At 35.9% G+C, this 15,013-nt stretch carries 13 protein-coding genes, 2 tRNA genes and 1 riboswitch; of the genes, 9 read left to right on the forward strand and 6 right to left on the reverse strand.

Translation table 11 applies throughout. From position 1 onward, the window contains the following. From LUA86_RS02490 to LUA86_RS02500, 3 genes are read left to right on the forward strand one after another with little or no spacing between them, the layout of a single operon-like run. Positions 1–1,176: an ABC transporter permease gene (locus LUA86_RS02490; RefSeq protein ID WP_231458975.1), complete on the forward strand. Its 1,176-nt coding sequence runs from the start codon at positions 1–3 to the stop codon at positions 1,174–1,176. Beyond that, a complete protein-coding gene (locus tag LUA86_RS02495; RefSeq protein ID WP_231458976.1) occupies positions 1,166–2,566 on the forward strand; it encodes a sigma-54 dependent transcriptional regulator in 1,401 nt (466 codons plus the stop codon). The genes LUA86_RS02490 and LUA86_RS02495 overlap by 11 nt, the downstream gene beginning before the upstream one ends. Then, positions 2,550–3,839, forward strand: a complete 1,290-nt coding sequence (locus tag LUA86_RS02500; RefSeq protein ID WP_231458977.1) for a PAS domain-containing sensor histidine kinase — start codon at positions 2,550–2,552, stop codon at positions 3,837–3,839. The genes LUA86_RS02495 and LUA86_RS02500 overlap by 17 nt, the downstream gene beginning before the upstream one ends. 66 nt (positions 3,840–3,905) lie before the next feature. On the opposite strand, the gene LUA86_RS02505 is transcribed toward LUA86_RS02500, so the two are convergent. From LUA86_RS02505 to LUA86_RS02515, 3 genes are all read right to left on the reverse strand, one after another. Then, a complete protein-coding gene (locus LUA86_RS02505; RefSeq protein ID WP_231458978.1) occupies positions 3,906–5,291 on the reverse strand; it encodes a tetratricopeptide repeat protein in 1,386 nt (461 codons plus the stop codon). A gap of 217 nt (positions 5,292–5,508) precedes the next feature. After that, positions 5,509–5,580: transfer RNA gene (locus LUA86_RS02510), tRNA-Glu, on the reverse strand. A 78-nt stretch (positions 5,581–5,658) separates the two neighbouring features. Continuing rightward, positions 5,659–5,734: transfer RNA gene (locus tag LUA86_RS02515), tRNA-Met, on the reverse strand. Between the two features lie 186 nt (positions 5,735–5,920). Here LUA86_RS02515 and era point away from each other — a divergent pair. From era to LUA86_RS02530, 3 genes are all read left to right on the forward strand, one after another. Further along, the gene (gene era / locus LUA86_RS02520) at positions 5,921–6,823 is read left to right on the forward strand and encodes a GTPase Era (protein WP_231458979.1); all 903 of its coding nucleotides are present in this window, start codon (positions 5,921–5,923) and stop codon (positions 6,821–6,823) included. 131 nt (positions 6,824–6,954) lie between these two features. Continuing rightward, positions 6,955–8,256, forward strand: coding sequence for a ribosome biogenesis GTPase Der (gene der / locus LUA86_RS02525; RefSeq protein WP_231458980.1), 1,302 nt, complete (start codon positions 6,955–6,957; stop codon positions 8,254–8,256). A 625-nt stretch (positions 8,257–8,881) separates the two neighbouring features. Beyond that, positions 8,882–9,391, forward strand: a complete 510-nt coding sequence (locus LUA86_RS02530) for an N-acetyltransferase (protein ID WP_231458981.1) — start codon at positions 8,882–8,884, stop codon at positions 9,389–9,391. Here the strand turns inward: LUA86_RS02530 and bla are convergent. The 3 genes from bla to LUA86_RS02545 are packed head-to-tail and all read right to left on the reverse strand — an operon-like array spanning position 9,381 to position 12,239. Beyond that, positions 9,381–10,103, reverse strand: a complete 723-nt coding sequence (gene bla, locus LUA86_RS02535; RefSeq protein WP_231458982.1) for a BlaB/IND/MUS family subclass B1 metallo-beta-lactamase — start codon at positions 10,101–10,103, stop codon at positions 9,381–9,383. The two genes, LUA86_RS02530 and bla, sit on opposite strands and share 11 nt — an antisense overlap. Before the next feature lie 3 nt (positions 10,104–10,106). Then, on the reverse strand, positions 10,107–10,616 hold the full coding sequence (locus LUA86_RS02540; RefSeq protein WP_231458983.1) for a GNAT family N-acetyltransferase: 510 nt from the start codon (positions 10,614–10,616) through the stop codon (positions 10,107–10,109). Positions 10,617–10,637: 21 nt separating this feature from the next. Next, entirely contained in the window at positions 10,638–12,239 is a 1,602-nt protein-coding gene (locus LUA86_RS02545) for a S41 family peptidase (RefSeq protein ID WP_231458984.1), read from the reverse strand. Positions 12,240–12,429: 190 nt separating this feature from the next. Between LUA86_RS02545 and murQ the strand changes: the two genes are divergently transcribed. From murQ to LUA86_RS02560, 3 genes are all read left to right on the forward strand, one after another. Next, complete coding sequence (murQ, locus tag LUA86_RS02550) at positions 12,430–13,242, forward strand: N-acetylmuramic acid 6-phosphate etherase (protein WP_231458985.1); 813 nt, start codon at positions 12,430–12,432, stop codon at positions 13,240–13,242. Between the two features lie 102 nt (positions 13,243–13,344). Beyond that, complete coding sequence (locus LUA86_RS02555) at positions 13,345–13,911, forward strand: hypothetical protein (RefSeq protein WP_231458986.1); 567 nt, start codon at positions 13,345–13,347, stop codon at positions 13,909–13,911. Between the two features lie 40 nt (positions 13,912–13,951). Beyond that, a complete protein-coding gene (locus LUA86_RS02560) occupies positions 13,952–14,707 on the forward strand; it encodes a Bax inhibitor-1/YccA family protein (protein WP_231458987.1) in 756 nt (251 codons plus the stop codon). Between the two features lie 113 nt (positions 14,708–14,820). Then, positions 14,821–14,926, forward strand: a riboswitch (SAM riboswitch). The last annotated feature ends 87 nt before the right edge of the window (positions 14,927–15,013 follow it).

Here is a 15,013-nt window from a genome sequence, read left to right on the forward strand (position 1 = left end):
ATGTTTAAGCATCTATTTAAATTAATATGGAATAAAAGGAAGCAAAACTTTCTTTTTTTAACAGAAATTCTGATTTCGTTTCTGGTTGTGTTTGCTGTTTTTTCTTACATAACTTATTACTATCAGAACTATTCAAGGCCTTTAGGTTTTGATTATAACAGGGTTTGGGCAATTGCTTATAGCGGTGAGCAATTGTCTAAAAACCCTGATACCTTAACTACCTTTTATGCTAATCTGGAGAAAAGTTTAAAATCTATGCCAGAGATTAAAGAAGTTAGTTTTTCGCATTCTAATTTTCCATACTCTTCTAGTTTTATGAACAGAGGGTTAAAATATGGAAAGAAAGATTTTAATATGATTAATCATTACGTAGTTTCTAACGATTATAACAAAGTATGGGATGTGAAACTGAAATATGGCAGGTGGTTTTTGCCCGAAGATTTGGTTACGAAAGATAAAGCCATCATTATTAATGAATCTTTAAGACAGGAAATGTTTGGAAAGGAAAAGGGAATAGGTAAAATAATAGGCGATGAGAAAGAAAAGTTAAAAGTTATTGGCATTGCAAATGATTTCAAATCAGACGGAGATTTTGCACCGATGAATAACATCATGTTTGTGCAGCTTGATACAGCTAATTTAAAATGGACAAGTAACATTTTAATAAAAGTAAACGAAACTGCCGATGCAACTTTTGAAAGCAAGCTGTATAAATTTATGACAAGCACCACACGCAGTGCTGTAGAAATACAGCACGTTGATGAAATGCGGGCATCAAGAAACAGAACTACACTGATACCTATATTTCTGTTTGTAATTGTTGCCGCTTTCTTGATTATAAATGTTGCGCTTGGCTTGTTTGGCGTATTGTGGTACAACATTAATAAAAGAAAAGGAGAAATTGGATTAAGGCGGGCGATTGGTGCAAGTGGTGCCTCGGTATCTTTACAAATGGTTTTAGAATCATTAATACTAACTACAATTTCGTTATTATTAGGTTGTTTTTTTGCTGTTCAGTTTCCGCTGTTAAATGTTTTTGCCATACCTGCAAGCGTTTATGTTATAGCCATTTTATTAGCAATATTATTTATTTATACATTGGTTTTGGCTTGTTCGTTGTATCCGGGTAAGCAAGCGGCGGCAATTCATCCTGCCATTGCATTGCATGAAGACTAATTTTTTAACTTCGTATATGATTTTAGTTGTTGATGATGATATCGCGGTAAGAGCTTCAATTTCGCTTCTGCTAAAAGGAGCCGGGAATGAGGTGCTTACGGCTGATAATGCTGTTGAAGCTTTTGAAAGGGTGCAATCAAAAAAGCCTGATCTGATTATTTTAGATTTAAATTTTTATAACGATACATCTGGTAAGGAGGGAATGAGTTTGCTTAAAAAAATCAGAGCGGTTGATACCAAAGTGCCAATTATTTTAATTACCGGATGGGCAAGTATCGAACTTGCAGTAGAGGGTATGAAACTTGGCGCCAATGATTTTGTTAACAAACCCTGGAATAACGAATATCTCTTACAAACCGTTGAAACCCTTTTGCAATTAAATGTAAGGCAAGCTATTTCTCAAAGCCGGAAATCACTAACAAAAAAATATAATTTCTCGCAAATTATCGGTGAAGATGCCGGGTTAATTAATATTTTAGAAACTATTGGTAGGGTAGCAGGAACAAATGCTTCTGTGTTAATTACCGGCGAAAGCGGTACGGGCAAAGAATTAATTGCAGAAGCTATACACGAGAACAGTGCCCGCTCTTTAAAGCCTTTTGTTAAGGTAAATTTGGGAGGCATTTCTACCTCATTGTTTGAAAGTGAAATGTTTGGCCATGTTCGCGGTGCCTTTACCGATGCTCGTTTCGACAGAATCGGGCGCTTTGAAATGGCCAATAAGGGCACAATCTTTTTAGATGAGATTGGCGATTTGGAAGCTTCTAGTCAGGTAAAGCTTTTAAGGGTTTTGCAAGATAGAACTTATGAAGTTTTGGGCAGCAGCCGAACCAAAACTGTTGATGCAAGGGTTGTTTGCGCAACCAATAAAAACCTGAACGAAATGGTAGGTTCGGGATTGTTTAGGGAAGATTTACTCTACAGAATAAACCTGATAACTATTCATTTGCCTGCGTTGAGGGAGCGTTCGGGTGATATCCCGCTTCTGGTAAATTTCTTTATCGAAAATATGAAAGAGCTCTACAATAGGCCAGATTTACAGGTTATACCCTCAGCGGTGCGTTGGTTGCAGCAATTGCCTTTGCCGGGAAACATTCGCCAGTTAAAAAATCTGGTAGAACGAACCGTTCTTATCAGCAATAAAAATGAATTAGGTATTGATGATTTTAAGTCGCAGTTAAATTTATCGCCTTTAAAAAACGATAAAGTGAAATTACCGGGTGTTGGTACCATGACTCTTGAGCAAATGGAGGCTGAAATGGTAAAGCAGGCTATGAATTTCCATAAAAACAGAATTACAAAAGCGGCTGCATCTTTAGGTATAACCAGAAATGCACTTTATCGCCGCCTGGAGAAGCATCAAATTCCTTTTAATGAAACTGAAGACTAAGTATATTTTATTTATCGTAATTCTGCACATCATTTGTTTGGTGCTGAGTTATTTCATTTTCCAAACAGAAAAGCTCATTTTCATCGTTTCTGAAGTTGCCATCTTATGCTCGGTTGTTATTTCTATCAATCTGTATAAACAATTAATTAGTCCGCTTACCTATTTAAAACAAGGAATTTCTGCAATTAAGGATAAAGATTTTAACGTAAAATTTGTAGAAACCGGCAAAAAAGAAGTTGATGAATTGGTTGGCGTTTATAACCGCATGATTGATGAATTAAGGGCAGAACGAACCCGACAGGAAGAACAGCATTTTTTTCTGGAAAAACTGATTCAAACTTCTCCAACCGGGATTATTACACTCGATTTTGATAAACAGATTAAACAGATTAATCCTAAAGCATTGGCGATTTTGAAAACAAATCCTGAATTGCTCGAAACACATATACACAACATGCAAACCGGTACTGCTAAAATGATTAGGATTGATGGCTTACATAACTATAAAGTGCAAAAATCTAAATTTATGGATAGGGGTTTTGAGCGCATATTTATTATGTTGGAAGAAGTAACTGCCGAAATTTTTGCAGCCGAAAAAGGGGTTTATAATAAGGTTATCAGAATGATGGCACATGAAGTTAACAACACAATTGGTCCGGTAAATTCGATAATGAATACTGCATTGGCTCAACAGAGTTTGTGGGCCAACGATAAAGAGTTAATGATAAAAAATGCGATGAAAGTAGCTATCGACCGAAATCAAAATTTGAGCATTTTTATGCGGAATTTTGCTGATTTAGTTAAGCTACCTAAAGCCAATCGTAAGCAGATTGATTTGGTTTCTTTGCTTATTTCGATAACGGAACTACTGCATTTTACACTTCAGGAGAAAAATATCGAATTCAAATTTAATATTCCAGATAAACCTTTTTTTATTCTTGCTGATGTAGAACAGATGGAGCAAGCGTTAATTAACATTGTAAAAAATGCTGTTGAGGCTATTGGAAAAAATGGTATAGTCAAAATCTATATAGATTTTGAAGATTATAGATTGGATATTTCTAACTCAGGAAATGGCATATCGCCAGAGCATGAAGACATGTTATTTAGCCCGTTTTTTACAACTAAGAAAGACGGACAGGGCATAGGCCTAACTCTGGTCCGGGAAATATTACTAAATCATAATTTTAGTTTCAAACTAAAAACCTATGGTATAGATGATACCAGATTTGAGATAAAATTTAAAGAAGGTAATCAGACATTTCCCATCTAAAATTAAGGCATTATTCTGCGGTATTTTTGCCTAATTTTTTATCTCTTCGTTTTTAAAATACTTTAGCTACAAATTAACTATCCATGTCGCTAAATCATCATCTGTAGATAAACCTATTTTTTTCCTGATTCTATATTTACGGCTTTCTACGGCTCTTAAAGATGTTTTGCTAAAGTATGCTATCTCTTTTGTATTAAATCCGAGTTTTAACTTAGCGCATAAATCTAAATCTGATGATAGAATATCGGGGGAGTGTTTAGTCAGCTTGTAGATAAAAACAGGGTGATGCTCTTTAAATTTAGCATAAAATGAGGGGTCGTTGTCTTTTACAAGATTGTTAATTTCTTTCAACACATCTTCGCTCAATTTATCTACCTGCAATTCCTCAAACTTCCTATTTAATAATGTTTTTTCTTGTTGATGGGTTTTAACTGAATTGCTATGCTTGTTTCGCAGATGAAAGAAGGCCAGGATAGATGCAATTACGGCAATAATAGCTGCCACAATTAGCGTAACGTAAGTCATCCGGCTTTTTTCGTGGTGAGTTTCTTTCTCAGCAAGTATAATTTCTGCAGTTACCTGAGAAGAAACTTTATTTGCAGCTGCAATACTATCAGTAATAGCTGCATACATGCTTGCGTAATTTTTAGCATTATCTTTATCGCCCAGTTTTTCGTAAAGCTGCGCAATTAACCTATAGCTTGCTTTTATATTGCCTACTCTTTTACCCTTTTGGGCAATTTTTAATGCGGTTTTATAATATAATAATGCACTATCTGTTTCATTTCGCTTTGTGTAAATCTGACCTAAACCCAGAAATGATTCTATGCTCAGTTTAAGAAGTTTTAGTTTTTCAGCCAATGCATTTGATGCTTCAAAATAATGCTTCGCAGAATCAAGCTGGCCTTTGTTGAGATAAAATGTACCAAGTAAAGAAGCATCAATTACCAATGCGTTTTTCAATTTTTTATTTGAAATAAATTGCTGGATATTATAACTTTTTTTTCGGTAGTATAAAACCGAATCTAAGTTAACAGGTACGGTTTTGTTGTTTTCAATATTCACCGCCCTTAATCGATATACTCTTCCTAAATTAAAATTCCTTAAATCCTTCTCTTCTATTTTTTTAGCATAAGTTTCAGATTCTAAGAGATATTCTTTACTCTTATTAAAGAAAAATAAATTTCCATAGCAATTCGCTTTTAATGCAAAGAGATGAGAAAGACTTGCAGGATTTTTTAATGCTCTAACTTCAGGCTCAATTTTTTGGATGGTTTTAAGTGCTTCATCGAACTTGCCACTATTATAAAGATTTACGCACCTTAAAATTAAAAGGTTAACTGTTCCTTGTTGGTATTGGTGTGCCCTGGTTTGCTTTAATAGTTTTTGTATCATCAAATCACTGGAGTCAACATCAGTCATATCTCTTCCAATTAGATATGCTTTATCCATTGAGTGTTTGCTAGGCGATTGAGCAAAGCAAATCGTACTGATTAAAAAAATGATGACAAATAGTGATAATTTCAAAAAAAGGGTGATTTTAAAAGTTAAACATGGATACTAAAATAAATAAAAGGGAGGACTTGCTTAGCACAATTAGGAATATATTTTCTACATGTGCTTTTTGTATTAAAGAAAAAAGCTGCTTTACATTTGTAAAGCAGCTTCGTAGCCCGTAGGGGAATCGAACCCCTGTTTCCAGAATGAAAATCTGGCGTCCTAACCCCTAGACGAACGGGCCATTTTGATTTGCGATTTCGGATTTAAGTGTTACGATTGGTAAAATATACAATCATTAATCTAAAATCGCCATTCAACTTGGTAGCGGGGACACGACTCGAACGTGCGACCTTCGGGTTATGAGCCCGACGAGCTACCAACTGCTCCACCCCGCATTATATTTGGTGTTTTTAATTCGGCATTAGCTCTAACGAGCGTAATCCCGAAACTTCGGGACTCCACCCCGCATTATATACAACTCGTTTTTAGCTTGAATTAAATCCTTAACTCTGTTTCCGAATTGGAATGCAAAGATATAATTCGTTTCTTTGTAGTGCAAATTTTTTTTAAAAAATATTTTAATGGCACATAAAGCAGGTTTTGTTAGTATAATTGGTAAGCCAAATGTTGGTAAATCAACCTTGATGAATGTGCTTGTAGGCGAGCGACTTAGTATTATTACACCTAAAGCGCAAACCACAAGACACCGCATTTTAGGTATAGTAAATGAAGAAGAATATCAGATTGTTTTTTCTGATACTCCAGGTATTATCAAGCCCAAATATAGTTTGCAAGAAAGTATGATGAGCTTTGTTAATGGTTCTTTAACCGATGCTGATGTGCTTTTATTTGTGACCGACATTAACGAAACACACGATGAAGACGACGTTTTAGATAAATTAATTAAACGCGACATTCCAACAATTGTACTGATTAACAAAATAGATACAGCGTTACAAGAGCAGGTGGATGAAAAAATTGCTTATTGGCAGGAAAAATTAAACCCGGTGGCCATTTATGCAATTTCTGCTTTGCACAAACATAATGTTGATGGATTATTAGAACGCGTTCTGGAAATGCTGCCCGAACATCCACCATATTACGATAAAGAAGAATTAACCGATCGTTCTGAGCGTTTTTTCGTGTCCGAAATCATCCGCGAAAAAATCTTTTTAAACTACCAGAAAGAAATTCCATACAGTACCGAAGTTATTGTAAAAAGCTTTAAAGAAGAAGAATTACGTTCTGGTAAAGAAGGTGATTTAATGGTTAGAATAAGCGCCGAAGTTGTGGTAGAACGCGATTCGCAAAAAAACATTTTAATTGGTACGGGTGGTAAAATGCTTAAAAAAGTGGGTACCGAAGCCCGCCTCGAAATTGAGAAGTTTTTAGGAAATAAAGTTTTTTTAGAACTGTTTGTTAAAGTAATTCCCGATTGGAGAAGCAAAAAGAATTACCTAAAGAGCTTTGGTTACGATAATTAAGCGTACCTTTGCAGCCCGAAATAAATCGGTTAGTAGTTGATAGTCAATGGCTGATAGCCCAATCGTTTAAGCAGCTTGCCTAAACACCGCGACCATTAACTATAAGCCATTAACTATCAATAACACATACAATGAGTAATATTATCGCCATCGTAGGCAGGCCAAACGTAGGAAAAAGTACACTATTTAATCGTTTAACAGAAAGTCGGAAGGCAATTGTTGATGATATGAGCGGCGTAACCCGCGACAGGCATTATGGTGTAGGCGAGTGGACCGACAAACAATTTACAGTAATTGATACAGGTGGTTACGTTGCAAACTCAGAAGATGTTTACGAAGCCGCTATCCGCGAACAGGTAATGATTGCCATTGAAGAAGCAAGTGTGCTTATTTTTATGGTTGATGTTACAACCGGTATCACAGATTTAGATGATGATATTGCCCAGGTACTTCGCAGAAGTAAAAAACCTGTTTTTGTTTGCGCCAACAAAGTAGATAATACCGCTTTATACAACGAAGTTCATACTTTTTATGGTTTTGGTTTAGGCGAAGTTTACCCCCTGTCTTCAATGACGGGTTCTGGAACCGGAGAGTTGTTGGATGAAGTAATTAAAAGCTTTAACGATGAGCCTGAAGAAGAAAATGAATTGCCGAAAGTAACCATCGCTGGTCGCCCAAATGTGGGTAAATCTTCTTTGGTAAACGCTTTAATCGGTAAAGAACGCAATATTGTAACCGCAAACGCCGGTACAACACGCGATTCAATTAAAATTCATTACAACCAATTCGGTCACGAATTTATGTTAATTGATACTGCCGGATTGCGTAAAAAAACTAAGGTTAAAGAAAATCTTGAGTTTTATTCGGTAATGCGTACCATTAAAGCTTTAGAAGAGGCTGATGTTGTGGTATTGATGATTGATGCCCAAGAAGGTATCGAAAGTCAGGATATTAACATCTTCCACCTGGCCGAAAAGAATAAAAAAGGTATTGTAATTTTGGTAAACAAGTGGGATTTAATTGAAAAGAACACCAAAACCATGAAGGTTTTTGAAGATGAAATTAGAGAACGCATCAAACCATTTACCGATGTGCCTATCGTTTTCACTTCTGTTTTAAACAAACAACGTATTTTTAAATCTATCGAAGCAGCTTTAGAAGTTCATAAAAACCGTAGCAAAAAAATACCGACGTCAAAATTAAATGATATAATGCTGCCATTAATCGAGGCTTTCCCGCCGCCGGCACTAAAAGGCAAGCACATTAAAGTTAAATACATTACTCAAATTAACGGAACATCGCCAATGTTTGCCTTCTTCTGTAATTTGCCGCAGTACATTAAAGATCCGTACAAGCGTTTCATCGAAAATAAATTAAGAGAAAACTTCGATTTTTCTGGAGTTCCGATTCAAATTTATTTTAGACAGAAATAAGCAAGAGTTTTTAAAAATAATTAGAAAAGCAGGGTTCGCATTCCATAGGAGAAAGCAGCCCTGCTTTTTTGTTTCAATCCCCGAAGAAAAATCGGGGGATTTCCACGTCAATCAGGTTTAGTTACAAAGTAATGTGCTTTTGGGGTAGGTTAACCACCCCTTGCCTCAGTTTCACATACTCTAAAAAAGCCGTTGTCAGTCTGAGCCTGTCGAAGACCTTTCTTGCAACCGAAAAACGAAAAATATATATCCTTCGATAACTTGTATCGATGCTTTGGGAAACTCAAGATGATAATATTTGTTTTCTCCCTAAATTGATAACATTTCGTGTTGGTTTTTGCGCCACAAACCCACAAATATTTACACTACAGAAGTTTTTAGCCCCGGTTGAAGTGATACCCTGCAGGGCTGCGAAGCGCCCGAAGCGTATAAACGGAAAACGGGAAGAAATGTAAATTTATGTAGTGCAATTGCGCTTCAAAAAATTAAATCATCCAAATTATTGAAAATTTTATTTCAATTGCTTTCCGTTTCCCGCATAGGCAGAATAACGGCGATTTGATAATTTGTTATAAAATCCTCCGCGTATTCCATGTTTCAGTGGTAAAAAACATAATTTTACATCATGCAAATTGAAGTTAAGAACAGCACAGCTAAGGATATTGATAAAATTTTTGAGTTTTACGATATGGCCGTTGCCCACCAGAAAAAGGTTTTTAATAAACATTGGCAAGGTTTCAGCAGGGATTTGGTAGAAACTGAAATTGCCGAAAACCGACAATACAAAATTTTAGTTGATGGAGTGGTTGCCTGCATTTTTGCAGTAACTTTTGATGATAAATTAATCTGGGGCGAGCGGGATAAAGATTCCATTTACATCCACAGAATAGTTACACATCCTGATTTTAGAGGATATGCTTTCGTAAAAGAAATTATTAAATGGGCTAAAGGTTTTGCAGCCGGAAATAATATTGCTTTTATTAGAATGGATACCTGGGCCGATAATGAAAAGCTTTTGGAATATTACACTGCTTGCGGTTTTGACTATGCCGGTGTGGTAACTATGGAAAAAACTGATGGTTTGCCGAAGCATTATGAAGGCATAAGTTTAAGCTTGTTCGAAATTAGGGTTTAGCTGCCGCAGCTTTTAGTAATTGTAGCGAATGATTGATGGCTTTTGGTGTATTTCCATCTCCATGACCCGGAATTAAAATCTTTGCAGCAGGAAATTTATTCTGCAGGTTTTTTAAACTCTGAGGCCATTGTTTAACATTTGCTTCACCGATATAACCTAAATCTTCTGAATCGATACTTTTTACAAAGCAACCGCCGTACAATAAATTAGCTTTATCAAACCAAACCACAATATTATCTTTAGTATGCCCTTCGCCGGGAAAAAATGTCTGGATTTTGTAACCGCCAACATTAAAAGTTGTATCGCCATTAAAGGTAAATTGAGCGGTGGGTTTATTTGTTGCAGCTAGTATTTTATTGGTTTTAACTGTAGCGTAAGTTTTAATTCCTTTGGCTTTAAAAAACCCTAATCCTCCGGATCTGTCATCGTGCGAATGCGTTGCGATGGCCAATACCACTTTTTGATTATGCTTTGCCTTTATGCTATCCAAAAACGGTTGAAACTGTGTAGCATCCCAGGGTGCATCTATTACCACAACGCCTTGCTTTGTTACCAGGTAAATGGCATTCGCATCTACAATATCTCCTTTGTAAGTGTTATATGAGGTGTATTTGTATAAATTGGGCGCTAGTTTTTCAATTTTTAGTTTTGGGTTTTGGGCAAAAACACTCGAAAATATCAGGCAAAGCATTGCAGATAATACTGATTTCATAGGTTATCTTAAATTTAGTTTCCAGGTAAACATGCCTTCGCCTTCGGCAATTTTTACAAAATTATTTTTTTCTAAAACGGAGTAGGAAGCTACATTATCGATTTCTGTAGATGCAGTTATGATTTTTACTTCAGGTTGCGTTGCTGCCCATCTAATTAATCTGCCAACGGCTTCGGTCATATAACCTTTGTTTCTAAATTGTTCATAGGTTCCATAACCAATTTCAATTTCTCCATTGGCATCGGGTTCGCCAACAAAACATATATCGCCAACCAATTTCTCATCATCTTTTGATATGATTGACCATAAAGTATTATACAAATAGTTCTTGTTAGCATCTATTACGTTTGGCAAAATGGTTTCGCGAATGGCTTCTTGCAATTCATCAGAAATTACGTTATGGCCATGCTTAAGCTTAAGCTCGTTTTCTAACGAATTATCATTTCTAACGTATTTTAAAAGTTGGTTATGAGTTAAGGGATGCAAAATCAATCTGTCTGTTTCAAGTGTCATGAGTAATGCCTGGAATTTTATTTACTGCAAGCTGTTTAAGGCTTGTTTAACTACATTATCGTTTTGGTTTGCAGCTCTATAATAGCCAACATCGCCTAAATAGTATCTGCAAAGTAATGCTTTCAAATCATTTAAAATTAAACCTTTAGAATTGTAGAGTTGAAAACGGTCTATTTGCACATTTTTACGCTGCAGAAAACCGATAAAATCTTTAAAATCTAAATCGTTAAGGTTAAAGGTATTGATATTCTGTTCGATGTATGTGGAACTATATTTTGTTGTTAAAATATTAAACACATAATCAGAAAGCACTTTTTTGCTTACCAAAGTGTTGTAGAATTTATTGTAACCTGTAGTGTCGAGTTTTACAAAAACATCAGGCTGTATGCCGCCAACAGTTTTTGGTTTTCTTTGCGAAACATTTACGCCGTTATTTTTTTCGAGAGAATCTTTAAACGAAGTTAAATCTCCGGTAAGTTCGCCGTCGTTTAAGCGTTCATCTAATTCATGTTTGTAAGCATCGTAACCTTTTTTGTAAGATTTTTGGATACTCTTACCAGAAGGTGTATAGTACCTTGCAATGGTAAGGTTTAATGCCGAACCATCTTCAAATGCAAATTGCTCTTGCACCAATCCTTTACCAAAAGAACGGCGACCAACAATAACACCTCTGCCTAAATCCTGGATAGCACCTGCAACAATTTCACTCGCCGATGCGGTGTTTTCATTAATTAAAACAGCTAATTTTCCTTGCTGAAAAGCGCCACTGCCTGTGGAGAAATAATCGGTACGTGGTTCGTGCTTGCCTTGCGTGTAAACAATCAGTTTATTTTCGCCTAAAAACTGGTCGGCTAAACCTGTTGCCGCACTAAAATATCCACCTCCGTTATCGCGTAAGTCGAGTATTAGCTTTTTCATGCCTCTGGCCTTTAAATTATTGGCAGCTACAGAAAAATCATTATCTGTATTGGCGCCAAATTTACTAATGCGAACATAGCCAGTTTCGCTATTAATCATGTATGCGGCATCAACACTACTAATGTTAACTTTTCCTCTGGTTACCATTACGCGGTTTGGTAGCTGGTTTCCGCTATGCTGTAATAAAACATTAACACCACTTCCGGCTTTGCCTTTAAAACGACCGGCTAATTGATCTTTGGGTAAGTTTTTGCCGCTAACAACGGTAGAATCTATGCTTAAAATTTTATCGCCAAGTTTTATGCCTGCCTGGTAAGCTGGTCCATCTTTAATAACGCCCGTTACCATCATGGTGTCGTTAAGCATGTAGTATTCCAATCCAACACCTTCAAAATTTCCTTCCAAATCTTCCTGCATATTTTGCGCATTTGTAGGTGGCAGGTAAACGCTATGCGGATCAAGTTGGTGTAAAACGCTGTCGATAGGTAAATTCTGTAAAGAATCTGTATTGATATCATCTACATAATTTCCGTTGATGATGTGCAGAATCTCTTCAAGTTTTTCGGAGTTTGCGGCTAGTTTTGTAGGTTTTTGAACGCCATATCCCTGGTCTTTGATAAACTTAATACCCAAAACCATACCTACTATTAAAATTACAGAATAGCTTATGGCAATTAAGGCATTATTACGGGAGTTTTTTTTCATTAGCGTTGCTACAAATTTATGAAAATAAGCGGTTTGATTAATTTTTTAACGCATTTTTATCATCTTTTGTTTATCATTTTTAACATTAAATAACTTTAGTTAAGTGTTTGCTAAATTTTTGTGACACATATTTTTGTTTTTTTGATTAGTTTTTAGAAAGAATTTACCGAATTTTATCAAAATTAAATTTATGGATAGAGTTACCGAGCAAGAATCAAAATACAACGACATCGAAAAAATGTCGGTTTTGGAGGTTCTTCAGGGCATTAATAATGAAGATAAAACTGTTGCTTTTGCAGTGGAGAAATCTTTGCCTCAGATAGAAAAATTAACTTCGGCAGTAGCTGAAAGAATGAAAAAAGGCGGTCGCCTTTTTTATATTGGTGCAGGTACCAGTGGCCGTTTGGGTGTGGTTGATGCCTCAGAATGCCCGCCAACTTATGGTGTGCCTTTCGATTGGGTAGTTGGTATTATTGCCGGTGGCGATACGGCAATTAGAAAAGCCGTAGAGTTTGCAGAAGATGATGCAGAACAAGCCTGGAAAGATTTGCAGGAATTCGATATTAACGAGAAAGATTGTTTAGTTGGTTTAGCAGCTTCAGGCACAACGCCTTACGTTATCGGTGGTTTAAATACAGCCCGCAAAATTGGCGTTTTAACCGGTTGTATCGTTTGTAACACCGGCGGACCAATAGCTGCTGAATCAGATTTTCCGGTAGAAGTTGTAGTTGGACCTGAATTTGTTACGGGTTCTACAAGGATGAAATCAGGCACGGCACAAAAATTAGTTTTAAACATGCTGAGTACCACCGTTATGGTTCAGCTTGGACGTGTTGTTGGAAACAAAATGGTAGATATGCAGTTAACCAATAATAAACTGGTTGATCGCGGAACGCAAATGGTTGCTGATGAGTTGCACATTAATTATGATGAAGCAGCAGATTTGTTAAATCGTTATGGCAGCGTTCGTAAAGCGGTAGAAGCAGGGCAATTGAATTTATGATTGTAGATTTACGACTTACGGTTGCTGCAACCCAATTTCAAATAAACTGATTTACGATTTTTCAATCTAAAATCGTAAATCTTTAAATCAAAAATTTAAGAAATGCACGAGATAGAGCCGTATTATCAATGGAGGGATGAGTATATCTCGGCAGAAGATGAACGTTCGCCGTTTTACAATACAGAATATTCTGAGCTATACTTCGATAAGCAGATTTACAATTTTCTTTTACATCCCCAATGGGATGAATTTGGTTCGAATACCTTATACATGAAAGTGCTTTTTGTTGATTATGATAGAAGTTATGCCATTATTGAATTTATTGGAGAATGGAACGACGCTATAAATAATGACATCATGTTGCTTAAACGCGATATTTTGGAATTAATGATGGATGAAGGCATTAATAAATTCATCCTTATAGGAGAAAATGTACTCAATTTTCATTCATCTGATGATAGTTATTATGAGGAATGGTTTCAGGAGGTTGAAGATGGGTGGATTGTGGGCATAAATTTTCAGGAGCATGTAATCCGGGAGTTTAAGGATAACAGCATCGATTATTACATAAACTTTGGTGGCTCCTTTGATGAAATGCCTTGGCGTACACTAAAACCGTTACAATTCTTTAAAAAAGTTGAAGAGTTGCTGACAAAAAGATTGAATTAAAATATCTATTTTTATATAATTTAAATACACAAAATAAAAAATGGAACAACAAAATTATCAATATCAAGATAACAGCGTTTTTGTACAACAAGGCTCTGTTTCTAAAAAATTCTTTGCAAACGTATTTACCTGGATGTTTGTAGCACTTAGTCTCTCAACAATTGCGGCTTACCTATTTAGTCAGAACGAGCAATTGATGCAATATTTATTAACTGTTAATCCATCAACAGGAAAAGTTGGTATGTCTATTTTCGGTTACATCGCAATGTTTGCACCACTTGGTTTAGTTTTATTAATGGGATTTGGTTTGAGCAAGCTTTCATATACTTCATTAATTGGTGTATTTGTGCTTTATTCTGTTTTAACGGGCATTAGCTTAAGCTTTATTTTATTGGCCTATACATCTGGTTCAGTTGTAAGCTGCTTTGCAGGTGCAGCTGGCATTTTTGGTATTATGGCGGTAATGGGTTACACGACTAACATCGATTTAAGCAAATTCGGTCCGATTTTAATGGTTGGTGTAATTGCTTTGGTAATTGCTAGTTTGGTAAATATGTTTATCCAAAGTGAGCAATTTAGCTTGTTTATGGCTTTCATCGGTATCGCAATTTTTACCGCTTTAACCGCTTATGATGTTCAAAAAATTAAAAGAATTGGTGAAGGTATCGAAGCAAACGGCGAACAGGTTTTACAAGTAGAATCTAAGAAAATGGCCATCGTAGCAGCCTTATCTTTATATCTGGATTTTTTAAACATTTTCCTTTTCTTACTTCGTATTTTTGGAAGCAGAAAATAACTTGTAACAGAACAATATTTTAAAGGCTGCGCAATTTTGCGTGGCCTTTGTAATTTTATTTGGCTTCAAGGCGATAATTTTTGGAATTGATGTTGCTTTGTTGCATTTTTGTATGCTTATTAAGAAAGACGGAGGGATTAGACCCAACGATGTCTTAGCAACCTGTGCCCACACAAGGTGCTAAATTCTAATCTCAGCAGTGGCGAGAGAAGATAAGTTAAGAAGGTAAATCAATCTGCCAACTTTTTAAATAAGCTTTAAGTATCAGGTATAAAGTATCAAGTATCAAGACGCACGTCTATATTT

This window comes from Pedobacter sp. Leaf132 (assembly GCF_920984695.1).
GTDB lineage: Bacteria > Bacteroidota > Bacteroidia > Sphingobacteriales > Sphingobacteriaceae > Pedobacter.

Excerpts from the sequence above, each read along its gene's own strand:
- murQ (WP_231458985.1), top strand. The coding sequence starts at position 12,430 with ATGGATAGAGTTACCGAGCAAGAATCAAAATACAACGACATCGAAAAA.
- LUA86_RS02505 (WP_231458978.1), bottom strand. The coding sequence starts at position 5,291 with ATGGATAAAGCATATCTAATTGGAAGAGATATGACTGATGTTGACTCC.
- bla (WP_231458982.1), bottom strand. The coding sequence starts at position 10,103 with ATGAAATCAGTATTATCTGCAATGCTTTGCCTGATATTTTCGAGTGTT.
- LUA86_RS02545 (WP_231458984.1), bottom strand. The coding sequence starts at position 12,239 with ATGAAAAAAAACTCCCGTAATAATGCCTTAATTGCCATAAGCTATTCT.
- LUA86_RS02540 (WP_231458983.1), bottom strand. The coding sequence starts at position 10,616 with ATGACACTTGAAACAGACAGATTGATTTTGCATCCCTTAACTCATAAC.
- der (WP_231458980.1), top strand. The coding sequence starts at position 6,955 with ATGAGTAATATTATCGCCATCGTAGGCAGGCCAAACGTAGGAAAAAGT.
- LUA86_RS02490 (WP_231458975.1), top strand. The coding sequence starts at position 1 with ATGTTTAAGCATCTATTTAAATTAATATGGAATAAAAGGAAGCAAAAC.
- LUA86_RS02495 (WP_231458976.1), top strand. The coding sequence starts at position 1,166 with ATGAAGACTAATTTTTTAACTTCGTATATGATTTTAGTTGTTGATGAT.
- era (WP_231458979.1), top strand. The coding sequence starts at position 5,921 with ATGGCACATAAAGCAGGTTTTGTTAGTATAATTGGTAAGCCAAATGTT.
- LUA86_RS02500 (WP_231458977.1), top strand. The coding sequence starts at position 2,550 with ATGAAACTGAAGACTAAGTATATTTTATTTATCGTAATTCTGCACATC.
- LUA86_RS02560 (WP_231458987.1), top strand. The coding sequence starts at position 13,952 with ATGGAACAACAAAATTATCAATATCAAGATAACAGCGTTTTTGTACAA.
- LUA86_RS02530 (WP_231458981.1), top strand. The coding sequence starts at position 8,882 with ATGCAAATTGAAGTTAAGAACAGCACAGCTAAGGATATTGATAAAATT.
- LUA86_RS02555 (WP_231458986.1), top strand. The coding sequence starts at position 13,345 with ATGCACGAGATAGAGCCGTATTATCAATGGAGGGATGAGTATATCTCG.